Source organism: Rhizobium sp. CF142 (assembly GCF_000281145.1).
In the GTDB taxonomy this organism is placed as follows: Bacteria; Pseudomonadota; Alphaproteobacteria; order Rhizobiales; family Rhizobiaceae; genus Rhizobium.
Genome location: NZ_AJWE01000098.1, coordinates 93,847 through 113,451 on the forward strand (window position 1 = coordinate 93,847; position 19,605 = coordinate 113,451).

At 60.4% G+C, this 19,605-nt stretch carries 23 protein-coding genes and 1 pseudogene; 14 read left to right on the forward strand and 10 right to left on the reverse strand.

Annotated elements, in window-relative coordinates:
• Positions 1 to 20: 20 nt before the first annotated feature.
• Entirely contained in the window at positions 21 to 2,531 is a 2,511-nt protein-coding gene (locus PMI11_RS21570) for a ligase-associated DNA damage response DEXH box helicase (protein ID WP_037071854.1), read from the reverse strand.
• Between the two features lie 96 nt (positions 2,532 to 2,627).
• Here PMI11_RS21570 and PMI11_RS21575 point away from each other — a divergent pair, with 96 nt between their 5' ends.
• Both PMI11_RS21575 and PMI11_RS21580 read left to right on the forward strand, forming a co-directional pair.
• Complete coding sequence (locus PMI11_RS21575) at positions 2,628 to 3,128, forward strand: RrF2 family transcriptional regulator (protein ID WP_007821218.1); 501 nt, start codon at positions 2,628 to 2,630, stop codon at positions 3,126 to 3,128.
• A gap of 37 nt (positions 3,129 to 3,165) precedes the next feature.
• Positions 3,166 to 3,627 carry a carboxymuconolactone decarboxylase family protein gene (locus tag PMI11_RS21580; RefSeq protein WP_007821220.1) on the forward strand — a complete coding sequence of 154 codons (462 nt, stop codon included), beginning with the start codon at positions 3,166 to 3,168 and terminating at the stop codon, positions 3,625 to 3,627.
• Between the two features lie 66 nt (positions 3,628 to 3,693).
• On the opposite strand, the gene PMI11_RS37410 is transcribed toward PMI11_RS21580, so the two are convergent.
• The 3 genes from PMI11_RS37410 to PMI11_RS21590 form a co-directional block, all read right to left on the reverse strand.
• A complete protein-coding gene (locus PMI11_RS37410; protein WP_007821222.1) occupies positions 3,694 to 3,864 on the reverse strand; it encodes a hypothetical protein in 171 nt (56 codons plus the stop codon).
• A 108-nt stretch (positions 3,865 to 3,972) separates the two neighbouring features.
• The gene (locus tag PMI11_RS21585) at positions 3,973 to 4,608 is read right to left on the reverse strand and encodes a YitT family protein (RefSeq protein ID WP_007821224.1); all 636 of its coding nucleotides are present in this window, start codon (positions 4,606 to 4,608) and stop codon (positions 3,973 to 3,975) included.
• Between the two features lie 195 nt (positions 4,609 to 4,803).
• Positions 4,804 to 5,736 (reverse strand): class I SAM-dependent DNA methyltransferase, encoded by a 933-nt coding sequence (locus PMI11_RS21590; protein ID WP_007821226.1) that lies wholly within the window; start codon positions 5,734 to 5,736, stop codon positions 4,804 to 4,806.
• 140 nt (positions 5,737 to 5,876) lie between these two features.
• Here PMI11_RS21590 and PMI11_RS21595 point away from each other — a divergent pair, with 140 nt between their 5' ends.
• The 3 genes from PMI11_RS21595 to PMI11_RS21605 are packed head-to-tail and all read left to right on the forward strand — an operon-like array spanning position 5,877 to position 8,021.
• Positions 5,877 to 6,143 (forward strand): DUF6460 domain-containing protein, encoded by a 267-nt coding sequence (locus tag PMI11_RS21595; protein WP_007821228.1) that lies wholly within the window; start codon positions 5,877 to 5,879, stop codon positions 6,141 to 6,143.
• Position 6,144: 1 nt separating this feature from the next.
• Positions 6,145 to 6,642: a CAP domain-containing protein gene (locus PMI11_RS21600; RefSeq protein ID WP_007821230.1), complete on the forward strand. Its 498-nt coding sequence runs from the start codon at positions 6,145 to 6,147 to the stop codon at positions 6,640 to 6,642.
• A 32-nt stretch (positions 6,643 to 6,674) separates the two neighbouring features.
• Complete coding sequence (locus PMI11_RS21605) at positions 6,675 to 8,021, forward strand: MATE family efflux transporter (RefSeq protein WP_007821232.1); 1,347 nt, start codon at positions 6,675 to 6,677, stop codon at positions 8,019 to 8,021.
• Here the strand turns inward: PMI11_RS21605 and PMI11_RS21610 are convergent.
• Positions 7,997 to 9,085 carry a quinone-dependent dihydroorotate dehydrogenase gene (locus PMI11_RS21610; RefSeq protein WP_007821234.1) on the reverse strand — a complete coding sequence of 363 codons (1,089 nt, stop codon included), beginning with the start codon at positions 9,083 to 9,085 and terminating at the stop codon, positions 7,997 to 7,999. The genes PMI11_RS21605 and PMI11_RS21610 overlap by 25 nt on opposite strands.
• Positions 9,082 to 9,435, reverse strand: coding sequence for a DUF952 domain-containing protein (locus PMI11_RS21615; RefSeq protein ID WP_007821236.1), 354 nt, complete (start codon positions 9,433 to 9,435; stop codon positions 9,082 to 9,084). The genes PMI11_RS21610 and PMI11_RS21615 overlap by 4 nt, the downstream gene beginning before the upstream one ends.
• A 113-nt stretch (positions 9,436 to 9,548) precedes the next feature.
• Between PMI11_RS21615 and PMI11_RS21620 the strand changes: the two genes are divergently transcribed.
• From PMI11_RS21620 to PMI11_RS21640, 5 genes are all read left to right on the forward strand, one after another.
• A complete protein-coding gene (locus PMI11_RS21620; protein WP_007821238.1) occupies positions 9,549 to 9,947 on the forward strand; it encodes a hypothetical protein in 399 nt (132 codons plus the stop codon).
• Between the two features lie 89 nt (positions 9,948 to 10,036).
• Entirely contained in the window at positions 10,037 to 10,684 is a 648-nt protein-coding gene (locus PMI11_RS21625; RefSeq protein WP_007821240.1) for a response regulator, read from the forward strand.
• Between the two features lie 220 nt (positions 10,685 to 10,904).
• Positions 10,905 to 11,573 carry a S24 family peptidase gene (locus PMI11_RS21630; protein ID WP_007821242.1) on the forward strand — a complete coding sequence of 223 codons (669 nt, stop codon included), beginning with the start codon at positions 10,905 to 10,907 and terminating at the stop codon, positions 11,571 to 11,573.
• 370 nt (positions 11,574 to 11,943) lie between these two features.
• On the forward strand, positions 11,944 to 12,360 hold the full coding sequence (locus PMI11_RS38525) for a thermonuclease family protein (protein ID WP_348257848.1): 417 nt from the start codon (positions 11,944 to 11,946) through the stop codon (positions 12,358 to 12,360).
• A 48-nt stretch (positions 12,361 to 12,408) separates the two neighbouring features.
• Entirely contained in the window at positions 12,409 to 12,822 is a 414-nt protein-coding gene (locus tag PMI11_RS21640; RefSeq protein WP_007821246.1) for a tellurite resistance TerB family protein, read from the forward strand.
• Between the two features lie 113 nt (positions 12,823 to 12,935).
• On the opposite strand, the gene PMI11_RS21645 is transcribed toward PMI11_RS21640, so the two are convergent.
• Positions 12,936 to 13,811, reverse strand: coding sequence for a transporter substrate-binding domain-containing protein (locus PMI11_RS21645; RefSeq protein ID WP_007821247.1), 876 nt, complete (start codon positions 13,809 to 13,811; stop codon positions 12,936 to 12,938).
• A 454-nt stretch (positions 13,812 to 14,265) separates the two neighbouring features.
• Between PMI11_RS21645 and PMI11_RS21650 the strand changes: the two genes are divergently transcribed.
• The gene (locus PMI11_RS21650; RefSeq protein ID WP_037071856.1) at positions 14,266 to 16,263 is read left to right on the forward strand and encodes a methyl-accepting chemotaxis protein; all 1,998 of its coding nucleotides are present in this window, start codon (positions 14,266 to 14,268) and stop codon (positions 16,261 to 16,263) included.
• 64 nt (positions 16,264 to 16,327) lie between these two features.
• Here the strand turns inward: PMI11_RS21650 and PMI11_RS21655 are convergent, their stop codons facing one another.
• Positions 16,328 to 16,711, reverse strand: coding sequence for a VOC family protein (locus PMI11_RS21655; RefSeq protein ID WP_007821251.1), 384 nt, complete (start codon positions 16,709 to 16,711; stop codon positions 16,328 to 16,330).
• A gap of 372 nt (positions 16,712 to 17,083) precedes the next feature.
• Between PMI11_RS21655 and PMI11_RS21660 the strand changes: the two genes are divergently transcribed.
• Both PMI11_RS21660 and PMI11_RS38415 read left to right on the forward strand, forming a co-directional pair.
• Complete coding sequence (locus tag PMI11_RS21660) at positions 17,084 to 17,365, forward strand: hypothetical protein (RefSeq protein ID WP_007821253.1); 282 nt, start codon at positions 17,084 to 17,086, stop codon at positions 17,363 to 17,365.
• Between the two features lie 49 nt (positions 17,366 to 17,414).
• Positions 17,415 to 17,543: a hypothetical protein gene (locus PMI11_RS38415; protein WP_007821255.1), complete on the forward strand. Its 129-nt coding sequence runs from the start codon at positions 17,415 to 17,417 to the stop codon at positions 17,541 to 17,543.
• On the opposite strand, the pseudogene PMI11_RS37415 reads toward PMI11_RS38415, so the two are convergent.
• Positions 17,480 to 17,628 (reverse strand): annotated as a pseudogene (locus tag PMI11_RS37415) (IS481 family transposase); the annotation flags it as partial. The gene PMI11_RS38415 and the pseudogene PMI11_RS37415 sit on opposite strands and share 64 nt — an antisense overlap.
• Positions 17,629 to 17,955: 327 nt before the next feature.
• On the opposite strand from PMI11_RS37415, the gene PMI11_RS21665 reads away from it, so the two are divergent.
• On the forward strand, positions 17,956 to 18,219 hold the full coding sequence (locus PMI11_RS21665; protein WP_007821257.1) for a protease inhibitor I9 family protein: 264 nt from the start codon (positions 17,956 to 17,958) through the stop codon (positions 18,217 to 18,219).
• A 70-nt stretch (positions 18,220 to 18,289) separates the two neighbouring features.
• Here the strand turns inward: PMI11_RS21665 and PMI11_RS21670 are convergent, their stop codons facing one another.
• Positions 18,290 to 19,534 (reverse strand): S8 family peptidase, encoded by a 1,245-nt coding sequence (locus PMI11_RS21670; RefSeq protein WP_007821259.1) that lies wholly within the window; start codon positions 19,532 to 19,534, stop codon positions 18,290 to 18,292.
• Positions 19,535 to 19,605 lie beyond the last annotated feature (71 nt).

Consider the following 19,605-nt stretch of genomic DNA (forward strand, 5'->3'; position numbering starts at 1 on the left):
AAATTTCAGGCCTAAAAATTTCAGGCCATCGCCTCGGCGATCAGATCGTCGGCGGCTTCGGCAAGCAGTGCATCGTGAGCCTGACCGGGCACCGATTCCTTGCCGATTTCCAGCATGACCGGCACGGCAAGCGGCGAAATGTGGTCCAGCGCCCGGTGGGTGATGTGGCCCTTGATTCGTCTCAGCATATCGCCAAGTCGGGAAATATCCAAAAGGCCGGTAGACGCATCCTGTCGTGTTGCCTGCAGCAGGATGTGGTCGGGCTCGTGGGTTCGGAGCACATCATAGATCAGGTCGGCGGAGACGGTGATCTGTCGGCCGGTCTTTTCCTTTCCGGGATGACGCCGTTCGATCAAGCCTGCGATCACGGCACAATTGCGGAAGGTGCGCTTCAGAAGGAAGGATTCATTCAGCCAGGATTCCAGATCGTCGCCCAGCATGTCCTCGTCGAAGAGATCGGAAAGACTGAGGCGGCCGTTGGCGATCATCAGGCCGAGATCTTCAAGCCCCCAGATGGCGAGGGAATAATCGGTGGCGACGAAGCCGAGAGGTTTTGCGCCTGCCCTGTCCAGACGGCGGGTGAGCAGCATGCCGAGCGTCTGGTGTGCGAGCCGCCCTTCGAAGGGGTAGATGACCATGTAACCGCGGCTGCCGCGCGGGAAGGTCTCGATCAACAGCTCGTCGCGTTTCGGCAGGAGAGATTTTTCTTGCTGCAGTGAGAGCCAGTCTCGCACCTGATCCGGCAGGCGGTGCCAGCGGTCGGGATCGTCGAGCATCGAGCGGACCTGATCGGCAAGGTAGGTCGAGAGCGGGAACTTGCCGCCGGCGTAGGAAGGGATTTTCGGATCGAAGGAATAGGCCTGGCTCACAAGCGCCTCGTTTTCCCGGATGCCTTCGAAGCGGAGCACCTTGCCGGAGAAGATGAACGTATCGCCCGGTGCGAGCTGTTCGAGGAAATATTCCTCGACCTTGCCGAGCACGGCACCGGGGCGGCCGAGCCTGCCGCCCTCGCCGCGTTTGGCCATGCGGATATTCAGCATCGGATCCTCGACGATGGTGCCGAGGTTCAGGCGATATTGCTGTGCGACCTGCGGATTGGAGACGCGCCAGCGGCCTTCCTTGGTCTTGCGGATGCGGGCATAACGCTCATAGGTGCGGAGCGCATAACCGCCGGTCGCCACAAAATCGACGACACGCTCGAATGTCTCCCAGGCAAGATCGGCATAAGGTGAGGCGCTGGTGATCTCGTCATAGAGTTCCAGCATGTCGAAGGGTTCGGCGCAGGCCATGCCGAGCACGTGCTGGGCGAGTACATCGAGCCCACCGCGGCCGACGGGGGGCGTATCCTGCGCGCCGATATAATTCGCATCGAGTGCTGCCTGGCACTCCATGACCTCGAAGCGATTGGCAGGAACCAGGATCGCCTTCGACGGCTCATCCATGCGGTGATTGGCGCGGCCGATGCGCTGGGCGAGACGTGACGCACCTTTCGGCGCACCGACATGAATGACCAGATCGACATCGCCCCAGTCGATGCCGAGGTCGAGGGTCGAAGTGGCGACGACGGCCCGCAGTCGGTTGGCGGCCATCGCGGCTTCGACCTTGCGGCGCTGGGCAACATCCAGCGAACCATGATGGAGCGCGATCGGCAGGTTTTCCTCGTTGACCGTCCAGAGCTCCTGGAAGAGCATTTCGGCCTGCGAGCGGGTATTGACGAAGAGCAGCGTCGTCTTGTGATCGATCAGCTGCCGGTAGACATCCGGGATCGCATATTTGGCGGCATGGCCGGACCAGGGGATGCGCTCCTCGGTATCGAGAATGGAGATATTGGGCTTGGCGCCGCCTTCGACGAGCACGAGGCCGGCATGGTTTTCCCTGCCCTCCTGCTGCGCCACCAGCCATTTCTGCAGATCCCGGGGCTCGGCCACGGTGGCGGAGAGGCCGATGGTCTTCAGATCGGGTGCAAGCCTGCGCAGGCGGGCAAGGCCGAGCGAAAGCATATGGCCGCGCTTTGAGGTGACGAGCGAGTGGAGTTCGTCGAAAATGACGTATTTCAAATCCTTGAAGAAGCGTTCGGCTTCCCGGTTTGCCAATAGGAGGGCGACCTGTTCCGGCGTCGTCAGCAGGATATCGGGAGGATTGAGCTTCTGGCGCTGTCGTTTGGCGTTCGGCGTGTCGCCCGTGCGGTTCTCGATCGATATCGGCAAGCCCATCTCGGTGACAGGCTTCATGAGATTGCGCTCGATATCGACCGCCAGCGCCTTCAGCGGCGAGACGTAGAGCGTATGAATGCCAGTGAAGGCCGAGCCCGGCGGGATCTTGCCGCGGCGCGTGAGGTCGGTCAGCGACGGCAGAAAGCCGGCGAGCGTCTTGCCGGCGCCGGTGGGCGCGATGAGCAGCGTGCTCTCGCCAGCTTCGGCACGGGCCAGCAGGTCAAGCTGGTGGGCGCGCGGGCGCCAGCCCTTTTCCGCAAACCAGCGGAGGAAGGGTGTAGGCAAGGCAAGGCTGGTTTCGGCATCGATCTGATCCACGGGGCAAATGTAGTTCAAACGCGGACGAATAGAAGCGGTATTGACTCCCCGGTATAATCGTGGATAAATAATATCCATGATTAAAGGAGATCAGCTGTGAAGCTTGGTGACGGCGTCGAACAGAGCATTCATTGCACGGCGGTACTATCAGGGCTTTCGGCGGGCGGCGTGCTATCGGCAGCAGCGCTTGCCGAATATCACGGCGTATCGACGAGCTATCTGCTGAAGCACCTGCAGGCGCTTTCGGGAGCCGGAATTCTGGAGACCGTGCCGGGGCCGAAGGGCGGTTACCGGCTGGCGAAGAAGCCGGAAGACATTTCACTGCTCGATATCGTGCTTGCGGTCGAAGGACCGGCGCCTGCCTTCCGATGCGCCGAGATCCGCCAGCGCGGACCGAATCCGCTGCCGCAGCGCTATTTCACCAAACCCTGCCAGGTCACGGCGGCAATGCTCAGAGCCGAGCGCGCCTATCGCGCCGAACTCGCGAGCACCAGCATCGCCGACATTCTGACAGAGCTTTCCGCTGATGATGACGGCGGGATCGCAGCCAGAGGCTGCGCCTTCATGGACATGCATGAACGAAAAGTGGCTCGCTGAGCCCCCAACCCAAACCCCCAACCCAAGGAGAAATACCATGCAAGCACGTTTCAACTTCGGCAAAGCCGCTCCGGATGCCTATAAGGCTGTCGTCGCTCTGGAGCAGTATGTGCAGGAATCCGGACTGGATAAGCGCTTCATCCACCTGATCAAGCTTCGCGCCTCGCAGATCAACGGCTGCGCCTATTGCGTCGACATGCACGTGAAGGAAGCGCGCCATCACGGGCTTTCCGAACAGTGGATCAACCTGATGTGCGTATGGCGGGAATCGCCTGTCTATGACGCCCGCGAACGCGCGCTGCTCGGCTGGGTCGATGCGGTGACGAAGATTGCCGAGACCGGCGCACCGGATGCCGATTACGAAGCCCTGAGGGCGCATTTCTCCGAAGAAGAAATGACCAAGATCACGGTTGCGATCGGCACGATCAATATCTGGAACCGGCTTGCCGTCGGCTTCCGCAGCCAGCATCCGATCGATACGCCACAGAAGGCGGCCTGATACCTCTTTGCTGACAAGGGGCTTTGTCCCGGTGACCGACCCGAGAGATCGGGTCGGTTGAATAATTCATCGTCTGTGGTGCGTATCGGACCTCACGGCAACGGCTTCAGGCAATTTGCCCGAGAGGTCCATGCTGTTGAATATGTCGCGAACGACCTTGGCGATTTCCTTTGCGGAAGAGCCTTTGGCGTATTCTTCCTGCATGCGGCGTCTGACAAGCTTTTCCAAATCTGACATAGCTCACCTCATCATATCCGGCGCGAGGAGAAGTGTCGCGCCAGGACCGATCACGGGCAAGTTACGTTTTGTTTATAATGGCTTACCGATTTGTAACGTTGGAACTGCCTAGAGCGCGATGTAGCGGTCGGCCCTGTGGTTGACGGCGACGAAGAGGTTGAGGACCACGGCACCGAGCACGGAATAGAAGACGACCGACGGCGTGGTGACGAAGAAGGCGGCAGCCAGAACGCACATGTCGATGGCGAGCTGCACAAGGCCGGCACGGATGCCGAAACGCTCCTGCATATAGATGCCGAGAATGCCGACGCCGCCGAGGCTGGCGCGATGGCGATAGAGCGCCAGAAGGCCGTAGCCAATCAGCAGGCCACCAAGGAGAGCGGCCCAGGCCGGATGAATGGCAGCGATTTCCATGACCTTCGGCTGCAGGCTGGTGAGCACCGAAGTCAGGCCGATTGCGACAAAGGTCTTGATCGTGAAGGCGATGCCGAGCTGTTTCCACGAGAGGTAGAAGAAGGGCAGGTTGAGCAGGAAGAAGGCGAGGCCGAAATTCACGCCGAAAGCGTAGTGCAGCAGGAAGGCAATGCCGGCGGTGCTGCCGGTGAGAAGCCCGGCGCTGGCGAGCACATAAAGGCCGAGCGCAGACACGAGGCTGCCGGAGAATATGCCCTGGACGTCCTCGACCGGCGTGTGACGCGTCGCGGTGGTATTCCAGAAGCCGAGGGCATTGATGAGCTGGCTCATGACGCGATCTCCGATAGCGGCTGCTCCGGGCCGGCCGGAGGAAGAGAAAATGTAAGATGGATGCAGTGTGTGCTACGCTTTGGGGGGGCGCGTCGCTTCTCGCGGAATGGCCGGATTATCAGGCCTTGCAAGGTTGCACGCAAGCGAAATATGTAAGCAATGCTGACCTATTTTAAAATCGCAAGAAATATACGTTCAGGCAGCCTTGCGCGTAAGGAACAGAATGCCGGAAACCGGTTTGCCGCCATCTTTGCGAATGATAGTTTTGACGATATCGAGGATTTTGAGACCGTGCGCCGCTGCAAGCCCTTCGACATAGGTCTGCGAGTGGGCATAACGCAGTGACGGGGCCAGGCTGAAGCCATCGCCTTCGCCGCCATCCTCGACCGAAAAGACAAAATCGGCGCCCGCCACGGCGAGGTCGTCGACGATCGCAAAGACGCTTTCCAGATTGCCGAGATACATCAGCACATCGGCGGCGGTGACGAGATCGGCGCGGTGCCGCCCGCCATCGGCAAAGAGACCGGAGGCTTCGGGCGCCAACGACAGGTCTGCCTGGGCGAGATGGTCGTAGATATGCTTTTCGGCAGCCTTCGCCAGCATGTTCTGCGACAGGTCGAAGCCTTCGAGCTCCGTAACTTGGGCGCGGATTTCAGGGCCGAGCAGGCCCGTACCGCAGCCGAGATCGACGGCACGCCGATAGTGCCTTCCAGTCGATGCGACGAGCGCCGCAAGTTTCTGCGGAACGGAATAGTCCAGCTTCTCGACGAGCGAAGTCTCGAAACGATCGGCATAATCGTCGAAGAGGCGTTCAACATAGCGGCTTGGCGGCTGGGCTGGCATCTCAGTGTCGCCGAGCAAGGCGAGTTTCAGGCCTGCGCCGAAAATGTCCTCAGGGTCGAGTTCCAACGTGCGGCGATAGGCTTCGACGGCAGTACCCACCCTGCCCGCCTTCTCGCGATAGGTGGCAAGGCGATACCAGCCTGCCGCCCAGGCGGGCGCGAGTTCCAGCGCCTGTTCCATCAGCTCGGCCGCCGCTTCCGCATCGCCGCCCTCGGCCAGCATCTTCGCGTAATCGGCACGGCGGTCGGCGATGACATCGCCGGAGGAAAGCTGGCTTGGCTGCATGATTGGACCCTTTGGCTGGCGGCATTTGGCTTCGGCCACAAAAAAACTCAAGTCCTATTTCAGAGGCGGTGCTGTCTTGGCGGAAAAGGCTTGCGGGCGAATCGCCGCGACCGTATCTCAAGGCAAACAGGAGATGGCGCATGTCCGATCAAGTGAACAGGTTCCTCGGCGATTCCATTGGCCGCACGATCATCAAACTTTTGGTGGTGTCGCTGATCGTCGGCTTCGTCATGGCCATCTTCGGGCTGACCCCCTGGGAACTTATCTACAACTTCCGTGATTTCGTGATCCATCTGTGGCGGCAGGGCTTCTCTGCGCTCGGCCGCGTCGGCGACTATCTGATCCTCGGCGCCACCATCGTCATCCCGATCTTCATCATCATCCGTCTTTTCAGCTATCGCAAATAACATGAGCTCAATCATCCTTTCACGCCGCGGCCTGCTGCAACTTTCCGGCCTCGCACTGGTGGCCGGCATTGCCGGCTGCACCACGACCCCGAAATTTGCGACCACGCCTTCCAATGCCGCAGACGAGACCGCCTCGGCACTGCCGCTCGTCAACCAGCTTCGCGCCAAGAACGGCCTGCCGCCGCTCAGCGTCGATCCGCATGCCAGTGCTGCCGCCATCTTCCAGGCCAAGCGCATGGCAAGTGCGGGCAGGATGAAGCATCTGATGGGCATGACGGACAGTTTCGGCGCCCGCGTGAAGGCGAGTGGCGTTGCCCTGCCGGCCGCCGAAAATATCGCTTCGGGCCAGCAGAGCGTCGATGCGGTCGTCACCGCCTGGATCAACTCCCCCCACCATCTGGAAAATATGCTCGGACGCTATAGCGGTATCGGCGTTGCCGTTGCACATAATACGTCTTCCAAGAATCTGCCCTATTGGGCAATGGTGCTTTCCAGCTGAGGCTACCCCGCCTCTTTCCCCAAGAGGCGGATATGGATACCGGCAGACCTAGAAACGCATTGGCCTTCGACGTGACGCACCGGCTGGTGCTGTCGATCGCCATTCCGATGACGCTCGGCTTCATGACCACGCCGCTGCTCGGCATCACCAATACCGCCGTGGTCGGCCATATGGGCGATCCGGAAGCGCTGGCGGGGCTCGCCATAGGCGCCATGCTGTTCGACCTCATCATGGGCAGCTTCAATTTCCTGCGGGCGTCTACGACCGGGCTGACGGCACAGGCGCTCGGGCGGCGCGACGCGCATGAGCAGCAGGCCGTCTTCTGGCGGGCGATCGTCTCGGCGCTCGGCTCCGGACTGGCACTTCTGGTGCTGTCACCGCTCCTGATCCTTGTCGGGCTGAAGCTGATGGGGGCCGAGGGACGGATTGCCGAGGCGACCAGCACCTATTTCTCGATCCGCATCCTTGCGGCGCCGGCGGCCCTTGCCAACTACGCCCTTCTCGGCTTCGTCCTTGGCCGCGGTCAGGGTCGGACCGGGCTCATGCTGCAGGCGCTGATCAACGGCATCAATATCCTGCTTTCCATCTATCTCGGGCTTTCGCTCGACTGGGGCGTCTCGGGTGTCGCCTGGGGCACGATGGCGGGTGAAACGGCAGGGGCGCTTGCCGGTCTTTTCATCGTACTGCGCGGCTTCGACAGGGCACATCGGCCAAGCCGGACGGAAATCTTTTCGCGCAGCAAACTCGCCGAGCTTTTCGCGCTGAACCGCGACATCCTGATCCGCACCTTCGTGCTGATCGGCTCATTTGCAATCATGACCCGCATCGGCACCAGCTTCGGCGCCATAACATTGGCGGCCAACGCCGTGCTGATGAATTTCTTCCTATTGTCGGGCTATTATCTCGACGGTCTTGCCAATGCCGCCGAGCAGATCACCGGCCGGGCGATCGGCGCGCAATACCGGCCGGCCTTCGACCGCGGTTTGAGGCTCACCACCCTCTGGTCCTTCGGGCTGGCGGCGATCATTTCCGCCTTCTTCTATTTCGCCGGCCCCTCTCTGATCTCCGGGCTGACCAGTTCGCCTGATGTACAGGCAGCGGCCGAGACCTATCTGCCCTGGGCGGCGGTAACGGGGCTGACAGGTGCGCTTGCCTTTCTGATGGACGGCGTCTTCATCGGCGCGACATGGTCCGTCGACATGCGTAACCGCATGCTGATGTCCTTTGCAGGATATCTCGCCATGCTTGCCGTCTTCGTGCCGCTCTTCGGCAATCACGGCCTGTGGCTGGCGATGAACGCCTTCCTGCTGTTTCGCGGTTTCTTCCTGGCGGTGCTGATCAAGCCGCGCGCGGCTCAGACGTTCCGCGCGGCCCAGTAATCCATGCGGCTATCCCTGAGATCGCGGATCGAGGCAACCTTCTCGCGATCTAGCAGCTTCGACAGGCCACGCACGATCGTGCCGGGAAGGCCTGGGCCTTCATAGACCATGCAGGAATAGAGCTGCACGAGATCGGCGCCGGCCCTGACCTTTTCCAGTGCCGTTTCGGCCGAGGAGACTCCACCGACACCGATGATCGGCAGGGCCGCACCGACGCGTTTACGCATCTTGGCGAGCACGACCGTGGATTTCTCGAAGAGCGGTGCACCGGAAAGGCCGCCGGCCTCCTTCGCCTGGAGCTGATCCTTCAGGCCATCGCGGGAGAGCGTCGTGTTCGAGACGATAAGGCCATCAAGCGCATGCGACAGCGCCTCCGCGGCAATGTCATCCATGCCTTCTTCGGTAAGATCAGGGGCGATCTTCAGGAAGACCGGGATTTTTCGACCGGCCTTTTCAGCTTCCTCGTCGCGTGCCGTCAGCACGGCCGACAGGAGAGCCGCGAGGCTTTCGCGCGCCTGCAGATCGCGCAGGCCCGGCGTATTGGGCGAGGAAATATTGGCGGTGAAATAGCGGGCGACCGAATAGAAGCGGCGGATGCCGGCGACATAATCGGCGATACGGTCCTCGCTGTCCTTGTTGGCACCTATATTGACGCCGACAATGCCAGCGCGGCCGATCTGCGACAGACGGCGGAAGGCCGCTTCATGACCCTCATTGTTGAAGCCGAGGCGGTTGATGACGCCTTCATCCTCCACCAGGCGGAAGATGCGCGGGCGCGGATTGCCCGATTGCGGCTTCGGCGTGACGGTGCCGATCTCAGTGAAGCCGAAGCCGAGTTTCAGCAGTGCTTCCGGCACTTCCGCGTTCTTGTCATAGCCTGCCGCCATACCGAGCGGATTGGCAAAGTCGAGACCAGCAACGGTCTGGCGCAGACGCGGATCCGGCGTGATGCGGCAGGCGGGCACGACGCCCGATTTCAGCGCCGCGATCGACATGCCGTGCGCGGTTTCCGGATCGAAGAGGAAGAGTCCCCGGCGGGCGATGCGCTTGAAGGGATCGATCACGGGGCAAGCTCCGGGAAGATGTGAAGGCCGGCATCGTCGAGCGGCAAAGGCGCCTCCCAGAGCACGGCCGAAAGCGGCAGATCGGCATAGAGATGCGGGAAGAGAGCACCGCCCCGCGAGGGTTCGAAGACCAGCTTGTCACCGAAATTACGACCGTCGATGGCAACTAGGACAAGGCCAGTCTGGCCGGCAAAATGCAGGGCTGCCGTCTGCTTGACCTGGTCTGCCGTCGAGAAATGGATGAAGCCGTCCTTGATATCGATGCCGGCGCCATGAAAAACGCCGGTTTGTCTGGCTTCCTGCCAGAGCGCCTCCGGCACGATCTTGTAAAGGGTCGGTGTCGCGGTCATGATAATCCCGTTGGCTGGCCTTCTTATTGAGGGCTTTGCCCCAAAGAGACGGCGATGTCCACGCCTGCGGGCGCAAAAACGGGCAGTCACCACGCTTTGCGGAGGATGAGACGATGAAGGCATTTGCAATCATGCTTGCCGCCGGTCTTCTGCCGCTTGCGGCATTGGCGGCGGAGCCGGACGCAGCCCGCTTCCAGCTCGAGCGCAGCGGCGACCATTTCGTGCGCCTCGACCGGCAGACGGGGGCGATGTCGCTCTGCACCGAAAAAGACGGGGCGCTGGTCTGCCGGATGGCTGCCGATGAACGCGCCGCCTATGAGGACGAACTCGACCGGCTTGCCGACCGGGTGAGCGCGCTGGAGAAGAATACAGCCGCCCGGTCCGCCTTGCCGACGGATGCGGAAGTCGACCGCTCGATTGGCATCATGGAACGGATGATGCGCAGTTTCATGGGTATAGTTCGGGAATTCCAGGCGGAAGACGGGGCCAATGCCCTTCCGCAGCGGAGTTGATCTGGTTATATTCATATAAGTAGGGGGTCATGTTCGTGCGAGGAGCCGGACAGGACTGACGGGATCGAGCTCTTGGGAGGGAGTTTTCGATGCAGGAACAGACCATCATCATCGCTGACGACCATCCGCTTTTCCGCGACGCGTTGCGGCAGGCGGTGACCGGCATGGACGGACGGCAGGAGATCATCGAAGCCGGGGATTTTTCCGCGGCAAGAACGGCTGCGGGAGAGCACCCGGATGCGGACCTGATGCTGCTCGATCTTGCCATGCCTGGAGTCAGCGGTTTTTCCGGCCTGATGGCGCTGCGCTCCGAATTCGTCAGCCTGCCGATCGTCATCATCTCGGCGACCGATGACGCCACGACGATCCGCCGGGCGCTGGAGCTCGGCGCTTCCGGTTTCATTTCGAAATCCTCGGGCATCGAGGATATCCGCCGCGGCATCCTGACAGTGCTCGCGGGCGACATTGCCACGCCGGAGAGCTATCGCGACGGACAGGAACAGGATCCCGATGTCGCCGACCTCATCCATCGCCTGCACACGCTGACACCGCAGCAGAGCCGGGTGCTGACCATGCTCGGCGAAGGACTCCTAAACAAGCAGATCGCCTATGAGCTCGGCGTTTCCGAAGCGACGATTAAGGCACATGTCTCGGCAATCCTCCTGAAGCTCAACGTCGACAGCCGCACGCAGGCGGTCATCCAGCTCGGCAAGATCAATATGGCGATGGTCGCCTGAGCCTGCGCCCTACAGGCATCGGCCCGAAAATCGGATTCGATTTTCGGAAAGCCTGATGCGTAGATTTAAACAGTTAGAGCGTCCTTTGTGCGTCCGAATGGACGCACGGCGCTCTAAAGAGACAGGATTTTATTCCTCATTTTCACTTTACTCGGGGAAGTGCCTCGGTTAATCTGCCGGCGATAGAAAGCGGCCGGATGGACCGCGGAACCGGACGCATATGCTGTCACATGACCAGATCTGGGGAGCGATCGACAGGCTTGCCGAAGGGCATGACCTGACGCCGTCCGGTCTTGCGCGGCGGGCGGGCCTCGATCCGACCTCCTTCAACAAGTCCAAGCGGCTCTCGGCAGACGGGCGTCTGCGCTGGCCTTCGACGGAATCCATCGCCAAGGTGCTGGAAGCGACGGGGGCGAGCATGGAGCAGTTCCTCGGCTTCATGCGGCCGGCGGGTGCTGCCGCCGCCAGCCTGCCGGAAGGTATTTTTGCCTCGCAGGGAAGCTCCATTCCCCTGCTCGGCTTTGCGCAGGCGGGCGCCGGCGGCTTTTTCGACGATGGCGGTTTTCCTGCGGGCCAAGGTTGGGACGTGGTGGAATTTCCGGCTGGCCCGTCGCAGAAGGCTGGCGTCTATGCGCTCGAGGTACAGGGCGAAAGCATGATGCCGCTCTATCGCGACGGCGATGTGCTGATCGTGGAGCCCGGTGCGCAGGTGCGCCGCAACGACCGTGTCGTCGTCAAGACACGCGAGGGCGAGGTCATGGCCAAGGTGCTTCTGCGCCAGAGCCCGCGCTCCATCGAATTGCTGTCGCTCAATCCCGAACACCCCAACCGGACGATCGAGCTTTCTGACATCGAATGGATTGCCCGTATCATCTGGGCCAGCCAATAGGAAAATAATCATGCGCCCTGCAGCCTTCATCACAGGTATCGCGGGGATGGCGGTTGTGGTTGGTCTGCTCTTGGCCGGGCAAGCGCGGCTCAATGGAGGCGGGGGCCTGTCGTCTGACGCCGAGGCCGGAAGCGTAGCTGCGGCGCTGCCCGATACAACCGCCGATGTAGCAAAACCGCCCGTATCGCTCACAGACGAAGATGCCGAATTGATCGCTCGGGCAACGGAGCCTGCGCCGTCAGAGCCGGCAGCGGCTCCATCCAAAAACACAGCCGGGGCCTCTTCCGAAAATGCGCCAGCGGATGCAACGGCGCAAAGCGCTCCTGCGCCGACTGAGACGCCATCAATTGCGCCTGCTGGAAAGGACAGCGTGGAACTGCTGCGGCCGACGGTGGAGAGCGCCGGCATTCTCTCTTTCGGCAAACGCAGGCTGCAGATTGCCAATGTCATCGAGACGCCCGCCGACAAGAGCTGCGGATCGGATGGCAAGCAGTGGCCGTGCGGCATGATGGCGAAGACGGCGCTGCGGCTTTACCTGCGCAACCGCACGATCGATTGCGATCTGCCTTCCGATGCGTGGGAGGACATGGCGCGTGCGGCCTGCCGGCTGGGGCAGCAGGATATCGGCGCATGGCTGGTTGAAAACGGCTGGGTGGAAGCGCAGCCGGGCTCACCGCTTGCCGCTGCCGGCGAAAAAGCAAAACAGGCAAAGCAAGGCATTCACGGCGAGGATCCGCGCCGCAGGCCGGCGGCTGCACCCCGGCCCGAAACCGCTGCTCCCTTGTAATAAAGACCGCCAATTCCTAATCTCCGCTCATCGAAGAGGGAATCAGACATGAATAAGCCGCTTTCCGCCCATGACGCGCTGATCTATGTGATGGTGATGGCATCCGCCGTCGACAGCACCATGAACGACCGGGAAATGGAGAGGATCGGTCAGCTCATCGGCTTCCTGCCGGTTTTCCGCGATTTCGACGACGACAATCTGATTTCCATCGCCCGCGACTGCGCTTCGCTGCTGGCAGGCCCTGAAGGGCTTGACGTCGTGTTGGAGACCGTTCGCGATACGCTGCCTGCCCGTCTCTATGACACGGCCTATGCACTGGCGGTCGAAGTCGCCTCGGCCGACCTTTCCGTCAAGGCCGAAGAACTGCGGCTGCTCAGCCTGCTGCGCGACCGTCTCGGCCTCGACAAGCTGACCTGCGCCGCCATCGAGCGCAGCGCGATCGCCCGCTTCCGCAAGGGCTAAAGCTTCATCGGGTTTAGAGCATTTCCGTTTTTCTTCGAAACACGGAAATGCTCTATCTATTTGTTTTTACGCAATTCCGGACGCAAAACCGCTACACACTTTTGCTGGAATTGCTAGTAGAGCCCGTAAGGGAAATAACGCAGATAGATTTCCTGCAGGCGGCCATTGCGCGAGAGCGTTGCCAGCGCATGGTCGATCGCCGCCGTCAGCACGCTGTCGTTCTGGCGCAGCATGATCGTCATTCCCTCGCCCAGGAAATGCTCGGACATATAGGGACCGTCGAACAGGGCGCAGCATTTGTCCGACGCTGACGAAGCGACCCAGAAGGAAAGCTGCAGCGCATCGGCAAAGGCAGCCTCGATCTTGTGTTCCTTCAAGGCCGTCAGCAACGCTTCCTTATTGTCGAAGGGTTGAGCCTTGATGGCCGGGAAGAAGGCAGCAAGCATCGCCTCATGCACAGTGCCCTTGACGACGCCGACGGAATGGCCGGCGAGGCCGGCAGCCGTCGTTCCGGTCACGGAGGCGCCCACGTTGCGGACGAAGCGGGCCGGCAGCATCAGATAGGGGCGGGAGAAGAGGAATTCACGGCGCAGCTCGGGCGTAACGGCAAGGCCGGCAATGACGGCATCGCCCTGTAAGCCGGCGAGCGCCTTCTGCAGGTCGGCAAAGGGCAGCGCCTGGATCTGGCACTTGTCGGCGATCTCCAGCTCGGTGCAGATCTCGCGGGCGAGATCGACGTTGAAGCCGGAGAGTTTGCCGTTCTGGTCGGTGAAATTGAAGGGCGGGAAGTCCACCGAGGTCAGGAAACGCAGGCGCACGAGCGAGGAGAGATCGGGCTTGGCCAGACGCTCGCGGGAATCGAAAAGCAGTGGCACGGACAGGCCCGATTGCTGCGCAAAAGCGGAAAAAGCCGAAAGCAGTACAACCGAAAATAGGCAAAGGACGAAAATCCCTCTGGGAACCAGAAACGCCGGTCTAGATTGCACCATTATAACCTGCCTCGGGAGTAAGAGCGGCGCTTGGCCACAGGCCGAGATGTAACAGAATCGCGCCCAACGGGGAATATAGCCTGGCGGACGGCAGACGGCGATCGGACAGAATTGCGATACGCGCAGGCCTTCAGAGCAAGTCTTTCGGAAGACACGGCTCTGCGCCAGCCACACAAGAAATTCCGCATAAATTGCATTTTTCGAACACCCAAGCACAAATGACAACTATGCCCTCAAAATTAACGGGCAATCCTCCGAGCCCGTTAGCGCGGAATTAAGCAATATCCGATCTTATTTGTTACCGACGACACCGACCTCACCGGCCGACCGCATGATGCGCATGTCGAACCTCTCAAGGTATCTCCCACACCGCAATACCGAAGAATTGTTCTGCAACAAACGATTTCAAAAGCACCGGGTTCGCAACACACCCGGCCAATCGGGTGACATTTCCATGCTGAAACATCTGAAAATCCGCACAAAAGTCATATCGGTCGTGGCGCTCCTGGGGCTGATCACCATGGCCGGACTGATCTATGTCATGTCCGAATTCCGCCGAACGGACGCGGCCTACAGCGCCTTCATCGATCATGAGGCGCTGGCCTCGATGCTGAGCGCGCGAGCGAGCGCATCGGTCGTCGCCTCGGTGCTGCAGGTAAGCCTGCTTGCCGACATGAAGCCCGATACGCCGGCATTCCAAACGGCGGTCGCCGCACCGAGCAAGCTGCCGCAGGCACGCGACCGCATGAAACAGGCGCTGGCGCTTGTGCCCAGCCGCAAGGCGGCGATCGATGAAATCCAGGCCGCCATCGATGAAATCGAAACTCTGTCGAACAAGATCATCGAGCAGAGCAAGGCCAAAGACAGCGCCGGCGCCCTGGCGAATGTCGCCCTGATCAATGCCAAGCTCAACGCGCTGACGCCGAAGATGATCGCCAACAACGATGCGATGATGGCGATGCTCAACGAAGGCGGCGACGCTCTTTCGGCTTCCGTCAATGAGCGGATCGTCTTCTGTTTCATTCTGATCGGCATTGCGGTTCTCGCGGCTGTCGGGATCAGCGTGGCCGTGGCGCAGATCGGCATCGCCGGCCCCATGATGCAGTTGCGCCTGCGCATGACGCGGCTTGCCGAAGGCGATACCGCGAGCGAGATCAGCGGTCTCGACCGCGGCGACGAGGTCGGCCAGATGGCCAAGGCCGTCTCGATCTTCCGCGACAACGCGATCGAGCGTGCTCAGATCGAGGCGCGTGCCGAAGCCGACCGCAGCCTCAGCGACAGCGAGCGCCGTGAACGCGAAACACAGAAGGCCGCGGAAGCCGCCGATCTCGAGCGTGCGGTCAATGCGCTCGGAGACGGCCTGCGCCGGCTTTCGGCGGGCGACCTCCTCTCACATATCGAAACGCCTTTCGTCGCGCATCTCGACGCGCTGCGCCAGGACTTCAACAATTCGGTCGAGAAGCTCAACGAAACCCTGCACGCAGTTGGCTCCAACGCCCGTGCCATCAGCGCCGGTGCCAACGAGATCCGGTCGTCCGCCGATGAGCTTTCGAAGCGCACCGAACAGCAGGCCGCTTCCGTCGAAGAAACGGCAGCAGCCCTCGAGGAAATCACCATAACGGTGAAGGACGCGGCAAAGCGTGCCGAAGAGGCAAGCCAGCTCGTCGCCCGCACCCGCCTTGGTGCGGAGAAATCCGGCGACGTCGTCCGCAAGGCGGTCGCTGCCATGCAGCAGATCGAGCAGTCCTCCGTCGAGATCGGCAATATCATCGGCGTCATCGACGATATCGCCTTCCAGACCAACCTTCTGGCGCTGAACGCCGGTGTCGAAGCAGCGCGTGCCGGTGAAGCGGGCAAGGGCTTTGCGGTCGTCGCACAGGAAGTGCGTGAACTCGCCCAGCGCTCTGCAAACGCCGCCAAGGAAATCAAGGCACTGATCAACACGTCAGGCACACATGTGCAGACCGGCGTTTCGCTGGTCGGCGAAACGGGCAAGGCGCTCGATGCGATCGTCCACGAGGTGCAGGAGATCAACCAGCACGTCCATGCGATCGCCGAGGCCGCCCGCGAGCAGTCGACCGGCCTGCAGGAGATCAATACAGCCGTCAACACCATGGATCAGGGCACGCAGCAGAATGCCGCCATGGTCGAGGAATCCACCGCGGCAAGCCACAGCCTTGCCACGGAAGCGACGGCGCTCAACGGCCTGCTCGGCCAGTTCCGCCTGACGGGCACCGGTGGCTTCGTTGCAAGCGCGCCGATCTCGACGGCACCGGCCGCGCCGCGCGCTGCCGCACGGCCGGCCGCCAGAGCCCCGGTCCGCGTTGCCGAAAGCACCGCACGCCCGAAGGCTTCGCCGGCCCGCGCCCTTGGCCAGAAGCTTGCCAGCGCATTCGGCGCGAACAGCGCAGCCCCCGCCAGCAGCCAGGAAGCCGACTGGACGGAATTCTGAGCAAAAGACATGATTGAATGAGGATGGGCGGCTTCGGCCGCCCATTTTCGTTTCAGGTCCTTATTCAGGCTGGTGGACGCCAGCCGACTTCGACAAGAAGGTTGCCGGGCGCGGTGCAATAGAAGAGCCAGCCGCCGCGAATGGCGGCCGGTGGTCCTGAGACGGCGGCATCATCTGTCACCAGACGGCCATGAAGCCGATCGACATCCAATCTTTCGGCGAGGATGAAGCCGATATGATAGGTCTGCCGCTGCAGCTCCACCTGATCGGCACCGCCGAATTTCGGCAGCGGGCGGCTCAAGACGATCTCCGTTCCCTGGTCGTCATGAAGGATCGCGCGGCCGATCCGTTCGTTCATCTGCCGCAATTCCAGACCGAAATAACGAACAAAGAAATCGGCCGTAGCGGCAATATCGGGCACGTAGAAATCAAGATGGTTCAAACGCATGACTATCTCCTTTGAGAATAAAATCCCGGAGGAGTGCGTCTTTTAACGCTCCGCATGCCGCCGGGACCCCGCATTCGCATGCGGGCCACGTCGCGGGTTCTCGTGTGAAACACGGATCAGAGCTTCCCATGATGGGAGGGACCGGGCTTACCTTATCCGGTCCTGCCTTTTTCGACAGTGCCGCTCTAGCAGATCGGGCCGAGAGCGGCAATATGCTCGGTCGAGCGACTTCAGAGGAGCGAAGTCATCACCGACGGCAACCTTTTGCCGAAGCTCTCCCGAAGGGTTGAAGACACGTGCACCGTTTGTATCGTGAGCTTTCCGGGATTTGCGGTACAATAGCACCGTGCTGCGGAAAGAAAGGCTTCCAATATGAAACTGATCGCACTTGGCCTCATCGGCGCGCTGGCGCTCGCCGGCTGCACCACTGTCGACTATACCGGTCCCGGCATCGAGCCCATTCCCGGCAGCATCACCTATAACGGCCAGCCGCGCACCAAACTCACGAAGTCACCTGTTGGCTCGACCTTCCCGCACGATTTCATCGACCAATACGGCCGTCAGGTCGAGGAGACCTATATCATTCGCCCGGACCGGACGCTGGCGATTGCTCATCGCCGATACCGGCCGATCAACATTTTCGGAAGAGATTGAAGGGGGAAGCTGGATCGGCTGCCCATCGAAGCGGAGGATCGCCGGCTGAATGACTGATATGGATGGCGTTTCTGAGATCGAACGCACCGGTCAACTCAACGACATCGGCAGCATAGGCACGGCTGCGATCCGGTTCCGCACGAACTGGGCGGCGTTCATCTTACCGGCTCTGGTGTAGAGTTCGGTGGGGCGAACCATGATGTTCGCTCAATCGCCACAAAGAGATAGAGCTTATCCCAGCCGTCTGCACCTCGTTATTTAGCGTTGCTCAACGAATTTCCTCAATCGTCGTGACGCTTCGGCGCAAGACCTGGCCCAGAATGTTTCTCCATTCCGAGGAAAATGATGCACCATCAAAACCCGGGATCAAATACCTCGCACCTATCTTCCGTCGCTTACAACCTATCTGAGAAGTCGTTTTGGTTGAACGACGGTTTATGATATACGAGGATAGACCCTAGATAGAGTTTCGAGCGCTATCTTGTCGACTCTGCAAGTCAACTCCGTGGGGTCCCAGTCTGGTCTAGGTGGTCCGCTGTACGTCTGGTCTTACGCAACACCTCGGACTCGGGATTGGAGAAGAGGTAACTATGGATAAGATCACTGAAGCATTGTCGAAAGAGGCAGACGCTGCTCGACATACCGGGCGTGTTGTGCCGGTAATAATTACGTTTCAGAGTACAGATGCCATGAAGGCTGTCCTGGCAAGCGGCATCACGGCAAATAATTCATATCAGAGCATCCCAGCCATTGCCGCCACACTGACAGCCGATCAAATCTATCAGCTGGCGGCAACGCCCGAGGTTCAGCTTATCGAACTCGACACAGAGGCAAGCGCATTCTGTCAACCATAATGAATATGTGAGCCAGACCTGCGACCGTGCAGTCCACGCCGTGCTGGTTGCATCTGAAGCGTTGCGAGTCCTAAATTCCTCTTTTCAATACAGTTGGAGGCGGAACAAGCGCTCCCGAAGCGGCATTGGCATTCACGCGACCGTAGCCATAGAGAGGATCCCAACCAGGAATTCCCAAATTGTCTACAGTGGAAGCCAACAGGTTCCAGACCTGCTCGTTGGTCGCGAAACGGTGAGCGCCCCAGGCAAGAGCCGCAGCTCCGGCGACATGAGGGCAGGCCATACTTGTGCCACTCATCGTCGCGTAACCGCCGCCTGGCGCTGTGGACAAGACGTTCAATCCCGGCGCACAAAGGTCAACTTCAGGTCCCCGGCTGCTGAACGATGTGATGGCATTGCCGGAATCGATTGCCGAGACGGCGATTACATTCTTGTATTTACCTGGAAAGCCCACGTTGCTGGGATCCGGCGGCACCGGCTGGAGGTCTTGGGCATTTCCCGCCGCTGCCACAATCAACAGACCACGGGTCCATGCCAGGTTGCAAATTGTCTGCAAGGCGGTGGGCGCCGCAGATCCTCCGAGGCTCATACTGATGATATGCATCTTGTTCTGGATGCACCAGTCTATGCCGGCAATAACCCAGCTGAACTGACCACTGCCATTGCGGTCCAGCACTTTGGCGGCATAAAGTGAAGCTTGCGGTGCTACACCCACAACGCCCGCACCGTTTATTGCCGCAGCGATGGTACCCGCGCAGTGAGTGCCGTGACCCTGGTCATCCATAGGGGTTGGCGCACCGGGTACGAAGCTAGCGCCACCGCTATAGTTGGGCCTCAGATCCGGATGATTGAAATCTATTCCGGTATCGACGACGCCAACGCGAATCCCTTTGCCTTGCGAATTTCCCCACGCTGCCGGAGCGAAAATCTGAGCAACGCCAACTGGAATCGTTTCGGCCGTAACAGATGGCTGATTCTCGATTTGTAGATGCTGCAAGGCGTTACCGATCACATAGCAGGGAGCGTCGTCCTCTATTCTCGCGACATTGCCATTCTTCCGAAGGGCATCGATTTCGCCCTCCAGAAGTCTCGCACTTACGATCGGCGCTTCATATTGGTTGACGTCATACCCAACCGTTTCATCGTCTAAAACTGGACGTCCAGCCCCAATTGTAAGCGATGTCGCATCGAGAAAGTGAGGCACAGCCTCTTCGGCAATTGCTGCACGTACTATCTCGAGCTTGTCTTTTTTCTTATCGGGGCGTTTATCCTTTGGTTTAAACGTGATGATTACGGACTTTCGCTGCTCTGCCATTGCAACCTCCCTTAGAGTTACAACTAACGAGAACCTAAAATGACGCTCAGCGTCGGTTTCTCGCCTTCCCA

What these genes read in the sequence shown, in the direction of transcription:
- PMI11_RS21640 (WP_007821246.1), top strand. Translation starts at nt 12,409, where the DNA reads ATGAATAAGCCGCTTTCCGCCCATGACGCGCTGATCTATGTGATGGTG.
- PMI11_RS21585 (WP_007821224.1), bottom strand. Translation starts at nt 4,608, where the DNA reads ATGAGCCAGCTCATCAATGCCCTCGGCTTCTGGAATACCACCGCGACG.
- PMI11_RS21605 (WP_007821232.1), top strand. Translation starts at nt 6,675, where the DNA reads ATGGATACCGGCAGACCTAGAAACGCATTGGCCTTCGACGTGACGCAC.
- PMI11_RS21620 (WP_007821238.1), top strand. Translation starts at nt 9,549, where the DNA reads ATGAAGGCATTTGCAATCATGCTTGCCGCCGGTCTTCTGCCGCTTGCG.
- PMI11_RS21600 (WP_007821230.1), top strand. Translation starts at nt 6,145, where the DNA reads ATGAGCTCAATCATCCTTTCACGCCGCGGCCTGCTGCAACTTTCCGGC.
- PMI11_RS21665 (WP_007821257.1), top strand. Translation starts at nt 17,956, where the DNA reads ATGGATAAGATCACTGAAGCATTGTCGAAAGAGGCAGACGCTGCTCGA.
- PMI11_RS21595 (WP_007821228.1), top strand. Translation starts at nt 5,877, where the DNA reads ATGTCCGATCAAGTGAACAGGTTCCTCGGCGATTCCATTGGCCGCACG.
- PMI11_RS21670 (WP_007821259.1), bottom strand. Translation starts at nt 19,534, where the DNA reads ATGGCAGAGCAGCGAAAGTCCGTAATCATCACGTTTAAACCAAAGGAT.
- PMI11_RS21625 (WP_007821240.1), top strand. Translation starts at nt 10,037, where the DNA reads ATGCAGGAACAGACCATCATCATCGCTGACGACCATCCGCTTTTCCGC.
- PMI11_RS37410 (WP_007821222.1), bottom strand. Translation starts at nt 3,864, where the DNA reads ATGTCAGATTTGGAAAAGCTTGTCAGACGCCGCATGCAGGAAGAATAC.
- PMI11_RS21630 (WP_007821242.1), top strand. Translation starts at nt 10,905, where the DNA reads ATGCTGTCACATGACCAGATCTGGGGAGCGATCGACAGGCTTGCCGAA.
- PMI11_RS21650 (WP_037071856.1), top strand. Translation starts at nt 14,266, where the DNA reads ATGCTGAAACATCTGAAAATCCGCACAAAAGTCATATCGGTCGTGGCG.
- PMI11_RS21645 (WP_007821247.1), bottom strand. Translation starts at nt 13,811, where the DNA reads ATGGTGCAATCTAGACCGGCGTTTCTGGTTCCCAGAGGGATTTTCGTC.
- PMI11_RS38415 (WP_007821255.1), top strand. Translation starts at nt 17,415, where the DNA reads ATGACTGATATGGATGGCGTTTCTGAGATCGAACGCACCGGTCAACTC.
- PMI11_RS21655 (WP_007821251.1), bottom strand. Translation starts at nt 16,711, where the DNA reads ATGCGTTTGAACCATCTTGATTTCTACGTGCCCGATATTGCCGCTACG.
- PMI11_RS21615 (WP_007821236.1), bottom strand. Translation starts at nt 9,435, where the DNA reads ATGACCGCGACACCGACCCTTTACAAGATCGTGCCGGAGGCGCTCTGG.
- PMI11_RS21660 (WP_007821253.1), top strand. Translation starts at nt 17,084, where the DNA reads ATGAAACTGATCGCACTTGGCCTCATCGGCGCGCTGGCGCTCGCCGGC.
- PMI11_RS21580 (WP_007821220.1), top strand. Translation starts at nt 3,166, where the DNA reads ATGCAAGCACGTTTCAACTTCGGCAAAGCCGCTCCGGATGCCTATAAG.
- PMI11_RS21590 (WP_007821226.1), bottom strand. Translation starts at nt 5,736, where the DNA reads ATGCAGCCAAGCCAGCTTTCCTCCGGCGATGTCATCGCCGACCGCCGT.